The following is an 8,992-nucleotide window of genomic DNA, read 5'->3' on the forward strand; positions in this document are numbered from 1 at the left end:
CCCAGGGCGGGGCGGGAGGTCCGGCGAGAGCACGCCGGTACGGTCCGCCGACCCGGCCCGGGCGGAACGGCCCGCGGACCCCGACCCGGACCCTGTTCCCGCCTCCGGCCCCGCCTCCGGCCCCGGTCCTGTTCCGGGATCGGCCGCCGTGCCCGCGCCCTCGTCCGAGCCGGAGCCGGAGCCGGAGCAGCCGGAGTGGAGCGAGCGCTCCGAGGTGGTGCAGGCGGCGCTGCGGCTCCCGGAGGCGCCGCTGCCGCCGGCCGAGATCGAGCGCCTGCTGCGCGGCGAGCACCACGACCCGCACGCGCTGCTCGGCGCCCACCCCACCTCCGAGGGCATCGCGATCCGGGTGCTCCGCCCGTTCGCGGAGCGGGTGGTGGTGGAGACCGAGCACGGCCCGGTCGAACTGACACACCTTCAAGGCGGCCTGTTCACCGGCCTGCTGCCGGGCCGGACCGTCCCCTCGTACCGGCTGCTGGTGACGTACCCGGGCGGCGATCCACTGGTCCAGCACGACGGCTACCGGACCAGGCCCACGCTCGGCGACCTCGACCTGCACCTGATCTCCGAGGGCCGGCACGAGCAGCTCTGGCAGGCGCTCGGCTCGCACGTCCGGGAGGTGGACGGGGTCGTGGGCACCGCCTTCGCGGTCTGGGCGCCGAACGCCGTCGGGGTCCGGCTGATCGGCGACTTCAACCACTGGGACGGCACCGGCCACCCGATGCGCTCGCTCGGCTCCTCCGGCGTCTGGGAGCTCTTCGTCCCGGGCCTGGGCGAGGGCACCCGGTACAAGTACGAGATCCACACCCGCCAGGGCTGGGTGCTCGGCAAGGCCGACCCGCTGGCCCGCGCCGCCCAGTGCCCGCCGGACACCGCCTCGGTGGTGACCGTCTCCCGGCACGAGTGGCAGGACGCCGAGTGGCTGGCCCGGCGCGCGCACACCGTGCACCACCGCACCCCGATGTCGGTGTACGAGCTGCACCTGGCCTCCTGGCGCCCCGAGCTCACCGGCTACCGCGAGATCGCCGAGCAGCTCCCCGGCTACCTCACCGACCTGGGCTTCACCCACGTGGAGTTCATGCCGGTGATGGAGCACCCCTTCGGCGGCTCCTGGGGCTACCAGGTCTCCGGCTTCTACGCGCCCACCGCCCGGCTCGGCACCCCCGACGACTTCAAGTACCTGATCGACACCCTGCACCGGCACGGCATCGGCGTGATCGTCGACTGGGTGCCCGCGCACTTCCCCAAGGACGACTTCGCGCTCGCCCGCTTCGACGGCGAGCCGCTGTACGAGCCCGCCGACCCGCTGCGCGCCGAACACCCCGACTGGGGCACACTGGAGTTCGACTACGGCCGCACCGAGGTCCGCAACTTCCTGGTCGCCAACGCCGTCTACTGGTGCGAGGAGTTCCACATCGACGGCCTGCGGGTGGACGCGGTCGCCTCGATGCTCTACCTCGACTACTCCCGCGAGGGCGGCAACTGGAGCCCCAACCGGTACGGCGGCCGGGAGAACCTGGACGCCGCGTCCTTCCTCCAGGAGATGAACGCAACGGTCTACCGCCGCTGCCCCGGGGTGGTCACCATCGCCGAGGAGTCCACCGCCTGGGACGGTGTCACCCGGCCCACCGACAACGGCGGCCTGGGCTTCGGCCTGAAGTGGAACATGGGCTGGATGCACGACTCGCTGGTCTACATGTCCAAGGAGCCGGTGCACCGCAAGTACCACCACAACGAGATGACCTTCTCGATGGTGTACGCCTACTCGGAGAACTACATCCTGCCGATCTCGCACGACGAGGTGGTGCACGGCAAGCAGGCGCTGGTCGCCAAGATGCCCGGCGACTGGTGGCAGCAGCGCGCCAACCACCGTGCCTACCTCGGCTTCATGTGGGCCCACCCGGGCAAGCAACTCCTGTTCATGGGACAGGAGTTCGCCCAGGGCGCGGAGTGGGACCACGAGCACGGCCCGCAGTGGTGGGTGCTCGACGAGGGCTGGCCGGCCGCCGAGGAGCACCGGGGCGTCCAGCGCCTGGTGCGCGAGCTCAACCACGTCTACCGCGACGCGCCCGCACTCTGGGAGCAGGACAACACCCCCGACGGCTTCCGCTGGCTGGACGGCGGGGCGGCCGACGACAACCTGCTCTCCTTCGTCCGCTACGCCGCCGACGGCACCCCGCTGGTCGCGATCAGCAACTTCTCCCCCGTCGTCCGGCACTGCCACCGCACCGGCCTGCCCTCGCTCCGGGGCACCGACCAGCTCTGGCGCGAGGTACTCAACACCGACGCGCAGGAGTACGGCGGCAGCGGGGTCGCCAACTCCGAGCCGATCAAGGCCGAGGCCACGGTCTGGAACGGCCAGCCCCGCAGCGCCGAACTGATCCTGCCGCCGCTCGCCACCCTGTGGCTGCGCCCGGCCTGACCGGCCCGCCACCCGGCCGGCTGACCGGCTGACCGGCCGGCTGATTGACCGGCTGATGAGCACTCGGTAAACAGTCAGGGAACGACATCCACACGTCTACGGCGCTGTAGTACGTTCGCGACGGACGACCTTCCGAACGCGTGTTTCGGTGCATGGTCGCGCCCGCCGAGAGCCGTACCGCAGAGCCGAGAGTGTGTGATGTCGTCCCTGACCTACGTGGAATCCGTCGGTGTGGGCCTGTTGCAGGGCGTCACCGAGCTCTTCCCGGTGTCCAGCCTCGGCCACAGCATCCTGATACCCGCCCTGATCGGCGGGCAGACCCAAGCCGACCTGGACGTCACCGCGGACGGCTCGCCGTACCTGGCCGTGCTGGTGGGCCTGCACCTGGCCACCGCGCTGGCCCTGGTGGTGTTCTTCCGGCGGGACTGGATCCGGATCATCCGCGGGCTGTTCAGCTCGATCCGCAACCGCGAGGTCAGCTCCCCCGACCAGAAGCTGGCCTGGCTGCTGGTGATCTCCACCATCCCGGTCGGCATCGCCGGACTCGCGCTCGACCACCTGCTGCGCGACGCCCTCGGCAAGCCCACCCCGGCCGCCGCCTTCCTCGCCCTCAACGGCCTGGTGCTGCTCGGCGCCGAGCGGCTCAAGCGCGGCGGCAGCGGACGGCGCAGGGCCGGACAGCACCCCGCGGCGCACGCCTCGGCGCACAGCCCGGACGCCGACCCGGCCCTCGACTCCGACCGCCGGATCGCCGGGCTGAGCTACCGCCAGGGCGCCTGGATCGGCGCCGCGCAGATCCTCGCCCTCTTCCCCGGCATCAGCCGCTCCGGCGTCACCATGAGCACCGGCGTGCTGCGCGGTCTGGGCCACGAGGACGCCGCCCGGTTCTCCTTCCTGCTCGCCACCCCGGTCATCCTGGCCGCGTCCGCGCTCAAGCTGCCGGAGCTGCTCAAGCCGGAGAACGCCGCGGTGCGCGGCCCGCTGCTGGCCGGCAGCCTGGCGGCCTTCGTCGCCGGGTACGTCTCGGTCCGCTTCCTCACCAAGTACTTCGAGACCCGCAGCCTGACGCCGTTCGCGGTCTACTGCACCGTGGCCGGCCTCGGCTGCCTGGTCTGGCTCAACGTCTGAGGTCCGGTGCCGAAGCGCTGCCGGTAGGCGGTGGGGCTCAGTCCGGTCTGCCGGCGCAGCCGGGCCCGCAGGTTGGCGGCGGTGCCCAGGCCGCAGCGCCCGGCCACCGTGTCGAGGCTCAGCCCGCCGCGTTCGATCAACCGGCAGGCCAGCTCGACCCGTTCGGCCGTCAGCCAGGCCAGCGGGGTGCTGCCGAGCTGGGCGGCGAACCGCCGGTGCAGGGTGGCCGGGCTGACCCCGGCGCGCCTGGCCAGGTCCGCGACGGTCAGCGGCCGGTCCAGCCGTTCCTGGGCCCAGGCGAGCACCGGGGCGAGCGAGGTGTCCGGCCGGCGGGGGACCGGCCGCTCGACGAACTGCCGCTGTCCGCCGTCCCGGTGGGCCGCGAACACCAGCCGGCGGCTCACCGTGTTGGCCACCTCGGCACCGTGGTCGCGGCGGATCAGGTGCAGGCCCAGGTCCAGCGCGGCGGCGCTGCCCGCCGCCGTCAGGACGTCGCCGTCGTCCACGAAGAGCACGTCGGCCTCCAGCCGGACCTCGGGGTGGCGGGCGGCGAACGCCTCCGCCCAGCGCCAGTGCGTGGTGGCCCGGCGGCCGTCCAGCACCCCGGCGGCGGCGAGGGTGAAGGCCCCCGTGCAGAAGCTCACCAGCCGGGCGCCCCTGGCGGCAGCGCGGCGGACGGCGTCCAGCACGGCCGGGTCCGGGCCGGACAGCGGGTCCGGCCGGTTGGGCACGATCACGGTGTCGGCGGTCTCGACGGCCGCCAGCGGGGCCACCCCGGTCAGGGTGAACATCCCGGCGTGCATCCGGACCTCGGGGAGCGCGCTGCAGAGCGTGAACTCGTACCAGGGCCGGTCGACTTCGGGGCGGCGCAGGCCGAACAGCTCGGTGGCGACGCCCAGTTCGAACGGGTTCGAGCCCTCGTCGATGATCACCACCACCCGGTGCGGCCGGTCCGGGGCGAACTGCGAGGATCCATGCGACATAGGCGATTCCTAGCACTCACGCCGGCCGGGCACCAGGCGTCACGATGGACCCATGAGCACCGAACCCATCCTCCTGCAGACCGCGCTGGCCTCCTTCGACGCCCTGTGGAGCCCGCGCATCGTCACCCGGGTCAACGACTACGACGTCCGGATCGCCAAGGTGGCCGGCGAGCACATCTGGCACGTCCACGAGGACACCGACGAGTTCTTCCTGGTCCTGGACGGCGAGCTGACCATCGCCCTGCGCCAGGACGGCGTCCGGACGGTCACCCTGGCGAAGGGGGCCGTCTTCGTGGTCCCGCGCGGGGTCGAGCACCGGCCCTCGTCCGCCGCCGGAGCCTCGCTCCTGCTGTTCGAACCGACCGGCACCCCGAGCATCGGCGACCGGCACGACCCGGTCCCCGACCACATCGACGCCACCACCGGGCACGCGCTCTGAGGACCGTACGGTCCGGGCCTTCGGTCCCGCCTGCCAGGGACTGCCGGCCCTTGCCCTGCCCGGTCCTCCGCATGTGCGGGTAAAGATCTTCGGTGCGAATGTATGGTCGATATGTCTTCTTCTTGCTGACCATACCGACGAAACGGAGATTGCCACGTGGCGCGCAGCGTGTACGTGACCGGGATCGACCGGGGGGACGGCCGGCAGGCCGTGGAGCTCGGGGTCATGGAACTGCTCACCCGCCAGGTGGACCGGGTCGGCGTCTTCCGGCCGCTGGTGCACGCGGCCTCCCCCGGCGGGCCCGGGTCGGACCACGTGGTGGAACTGCTCCGCAGCCGGTACCGGCTCGACCTCTCCCCCACCGAGCTGTACGGGCTGACCTACGAGGAGGCCGCGGCGCTGCAGGCCGCCCAGGGCCAGGACGAGCTGGTGTCCGCCCTGGTGGACCGGTTCCGCGCGGTGGAGCGCAAGTGCCAGGCGGTGCTGGTGCTCGGCACGGACTTCGCCGACACCAACATCCCGGACGAGTTGGCCTTCAACGCCCGGCTGGCGAACGAGTTCGGCGCCTGGGTGCTCCCGGTGGTCGGCGGCCACGACGAGGACCCGCAGGCCGTGATCGCCGAGGTCCGCAACGCCCACCGGGCCTACCGCGACCTCGGCTGCTCGACCCTCGCGATGATCGCCAACCGGGTCGCGCCGGGCGCCAAGCAGCAGGTCCAGCGGGTACTCACGGAGAAGCTGTCGATCCCCTCGTACGTGATCCCCGAGGAGACGGCGCTGGCCGCGCCGACCGTGGGGCAGCTGGTCGAGGCGACCGGCGCCGAGGTGCTGCTCGGCGACGCGGCCGGGCTCGCCAGGGACGTCCGGTCCTTCGTCTTCGGCGGCGCGATGCTGCCGACCTTCCTGGACGCGCTGACCGAGGGCGCGCTGGTGGTGACCCCCGGCGACCGCGCCGACCTGATGGTGGGCTCGCTCGCCGCGCACGCCGCCGGCGCCCCGCCGATCGCCGGCGTCCTGCTGACGCTCGGTCAGCACCCGGGCCCGAACGTGATGGCACTGGCCGCCCGGCTCGCCCCCGGCACCCCGGTCGCCGTGGTCCCCGAGGGCAGCTGGCTGACCGCCGCCGCGCTGACCCACCTGGAGGGCAAGCTCGGCCCGGCCAGCCCCCGGAAGGCCGAGATCGCCCTCGGGCTGTTCGAACTCCACGTGGACACCGCCGAGTTGACCAAGCGGATCGAGCTGAGCCGGTCCGAGCGGGTCACCCCGATGATGTTCGAGCACGCACTGCTGGAGCGTGCCCGCGGCGACCGCCGGCACGTCGTGCTGCCCGAGGGCGCCGAGGAGCGGGTGCTGCGCGCCGCCGAGGTCCTGCTGCGCCGCAACATCTGCGACCTCACCCTGCTCGGCGAGCCGGAGGCGATCCGCCGCAAGGCCGCGGGCCTGGGCATCGACCTCCCGCACGAGGACCCCACCGCCCACCGCGCCCAGCTGCACATCGTCGACCCGGCCACCAGCCCGCTGCGCCGGCAGTTCGCCGAGCTGTACGCCAGGCTGCGCGCCCACAAGGACATGACGGTCGAGCTGGCCCTGGACGTGGTCACGGACGTCTCCTACTTCGGCACCCTGATGGTGCAGGAGGGCATCGCCGACGGCATGGTCTCCGGCGCGGTGCACTCCACGGCCGCCACCATCCGTCCCGCCTTCGAGGTGATCAAGACCTCGCCGGGCGCCGCGATCGTCTCCTCGGTCTTCTTCATGTGCCTGGCCGACCGGGTGCTGGTCTACGGCGACTGCGCGGTCAACCCGGACCCGGACGCCCAGCAGCTGGCCGACATCGCCATCCAGTCCGCCGAGACCGCCGCCCAGTTCGGCGTCGAACCGCGGGTCGCGATGCTCTCGTACTCGACCGGCACCTCGGGCTCGGGCGCGGACGTGGACAAGGTCCGCAAGGCCACCGAGATCGTCCGCGAGCTGCGCCCGGACCTCCTGGTCGAGGGCCCGATCCAGTACGACGCCGCGGTGGACGCCCGGGTCGCGGCCACCAAGCTGCCGGGCTCGCCGGTGGCCGGGCGGGCGACCGTGCTGATCTTCCCTGACCTCAACACCGGCAACAACACCTACAAGGCCGTGCAGCGCTCGGCCGGCGCGGTGGCGGTCGGCCCGGTGCTCCAGGGGCTGCGCAAGCCGGTCAACGACCTGTCCCGCGGCGCCCTGGTCCACGACATCGTCAACACCGTCGCGATCACGGCCATCCAGTCCCAGAGCCCTTCGGAAGGAGCCGGACAGTGAGTGCAGGCACCCGGGTTCTCGTCCTCAACGCCGGCTCCTCGTCGGTCAAGTACCAGCTGATCGACATGCTCGACGGCTCCCGGCCGGCCTCCGGTCTGGTGGAGCGGATCGGCGAGTCGGGCGGGCGGCTCGTGCACACCCCGCAGGGCGGCCCCGAGCGGGAGACCCGGCAGGTCTTCCCGGACCACGCCATCGCGCTGAAGGCCGTCGCCGAGGAGCTGGCCGCCGACGGGATGGGCCTGGACTCGCCCGAGCTGGCCGCGATCGGCCACCGCGTGGTGCACGGCGGCAAGCGGTTCACCGCCCCGACGCTGATCACCGACGAGGTGCTCACCGAGATCCGCCGGCTGATCCCGGTCGCCCCGCTGCACAACCCGGCCAACATCACCGGTATCGAGGTGGCCCGCCGCCTGCGCCCGGACCTGCCGCAGGTGGCCGTCTTCGACACCGCCTTCCACGCGGGCATGCCGGAGTACGCGGCCCGCTACGCGATCGACAAGGCGGTGGCCGATGAGCACCGGGTCCGCCGCTACGGCTTCCACGGCACCTCGCACCAGTACGTCTCCCGGGCCACCGCCGCGCTGCTCGGCAAGGACCCGGCCGAGGTGAACGTGATCGTGCTGCACCTGGGCAACGGCGCTTCGGCCTCGGCCGTCTCCGGCGGCGTCTGCCTGGACACCTCGATGGGTCTGACTCCGTTGGAGGGCCTGGTCATGGGCACCCGTTCGGGTGATGTGGATCCGGGCGTGGTCTTCCATCTGCACCGGGTCGGCGGCCTGGGCATCGACGAGATCGACGACCTGCTGAACCGCCGCAGTGGCCTGCTCGGCCTGTGCGGGGACAACGACATGCGCGAGATCATGCGCCGCGCCGACGAGGGCGACGCCGACGCCCGGCTGGCCTTCGACGCGTACATCCACCGGCTGCGCAAGTACATCGGCGGGTACTACGCCGTACTCGGCCGGGTGGACGCGATCGCCTTCACGGCCGGGGTCGGCGAGAACGCCGCCCCGGTGCGGGCCGCGGCCACGGCGGGCCTGGCGGAGCTGGGCATCGCGGTGGACCCCGAGCTGAACTCGGTCCGCTCGCGCGAGGCCCGGGTGATCTCCCCGGAGTACGCCCGGGTGGCGGTGGCCGTGGTGCCGACCGACGAGGAACTGGAGATCGCTCAGCAGGCCTTCGCCCTGGTGCACGCTACGAGCTGAGCCCGTATCAGCCCGACGTCCCACCCATCGAGACGGTTCGTTGGCGATACCTCAGCATTCGCGCCAAATGCGTCTATAACACGAACGGATAGACTGACCGATATGCGCCGAGCGAAAATTGTCTGCACCCTGGGTCCGGCGACGGACTCCTACGAACAGCTGAAGGCCATCGTCGAAGCGGGCATGAACGTCGCCCGACTCAACATGAGCCACGGCTCGCACGCCGAGCACGAGGAGCGGTACCGCAAGGTCCGCCAGGTGTCCGAGGACACCGGCCGCACCATCGGTGTGCTGGCCGACCTCCAGGGCCCGAAGATCCGACTGGCGACCTTCGCCAACGGCCCGGTCACCGTCGACAACGGCGACGAGTTCACCATCACCACCGAGGACGTGCCGGGCGACCAGCACATCTGCGGCACCACCTACAAGGGTCTCCCGGGCGACGTGAAGCCCGGCGACCCGGTTCTGATCAACGACGGCGTCATCGCCCTGGAGGTCGTCAGCGTCGACGGCCCGCGGGTGAAGA

General features: G+C 72.2%; 7 protein-coding genes. 6 read left to right on the top strand and 1 reads right to left on the bottom strand.

Annotation, left to right across the window (positions count from 1 at the left end; genetic code table 11):
- The first annotated feature begins 214 nt into the window (after positions 1-214).
- Together glgB and UK12_RS26025 are read left to right on the top strand one after the other, a co-directional pair.
- Positions 215-2,422: a 1,4-alpha-glucan branching protein GlgB gene (glgB, locus tag UK12_RS26020; RefSeq protein WP_045305595.1), complete on the top strand. Its 2,208-nt coding sequence runs from the start codon at positions 215-217 to the stop codon at positions 2,420-2,422.
- Between the two features lie 198 nt (positions 2,423-2,620).
- Positions 2,621-3,550, top strand: a complete 930-nt coding sequence (locus UK12_RS26025) for an undecaprenyl-diphosphate phosphatase (protein WP_045305586.1) — start codon at positions 2,621-2,623, stop codon at positions 3,548-3,550.
- On the opposite strand, the gene UK12_RS26030 is transcribed toward UK12_RS26025, so the two are convergent.
- Complete coding sequence (locus UK12_RS26030; RefSeq protein WP_045305587.1) at positions 3,502-4,533, bottom strand: helix-turn-helix domain-containing protein; 1,032 nt, start codon at positions 4,531-4,533, stop codon at positions 3,502-3,504. The two genes, UK12_RS26025 and UK12_RS26030, sit on opposite strands and share 49 nt — an antisense overlap.
- Positions 4,534-4,585: 52 nt before the next feature.
- Here UK12_RS26030 and UK12_RS26035 point away from each other — a divergent pair, with 52 nt between their 5' ends.
- From UK12_RS26035 to UK12_RS26050, 4 genes are all read left to right on the top strand, one after another.
- The gene (locus tag UK12_RS26035; protein WP_045305588.1) at positions 4,586-4,972 is read left to right on the top strand and encodes a cupin domain-containing protein; all 387 of its coding nucleotides are present in this window, start codon (positions 4,586-4,588) and stop codon (positions 4,970-4,972) included.
- 156 nt (positions 4,973-5,128) lie between these two features.
- Positions 5,129-7,261, top strand: coding sequence for a phosphate acetyltransferase (gene pta, locus UK12_RS26040; RefSeq protein WP_045305589.1), 2,133 nt, complete (start codon positions 5,129-5,131; stop codon positions 7,259-7,261).
- Positions 7,258-8,466 (top strand): acetate kinase, encoded by a 1,209-nt coding sequence (locus UK12_RS26045; RefSeq protein ID WP_045305590.1) that lies wholly within the window; start codon positions 7,258-7,260, stop codon positions 8,464-8,466. The genes pta and UK12_RS26045 overlap by 4 nt, the downstream gene beginning before the upstream one ends.
- 102 nt (positions 8,467-8,568) lie before the next feature.
- A partial coding sequence (locus UK12_RS26050) for a pyruvate kinase (protein WP_045305591.1) occupies positions 8,569-8,992 on the top strand: 424 nt, incomplete at its 3' end.

This window comes from Saccharothrix sp. ST-888, from assembly GCF_000955975.1.
Lineage (GTDB): Bacteria > Actinomycetota > Actinomycetes > Streptomycetales > Streptomycetaceae > Kitasatospora.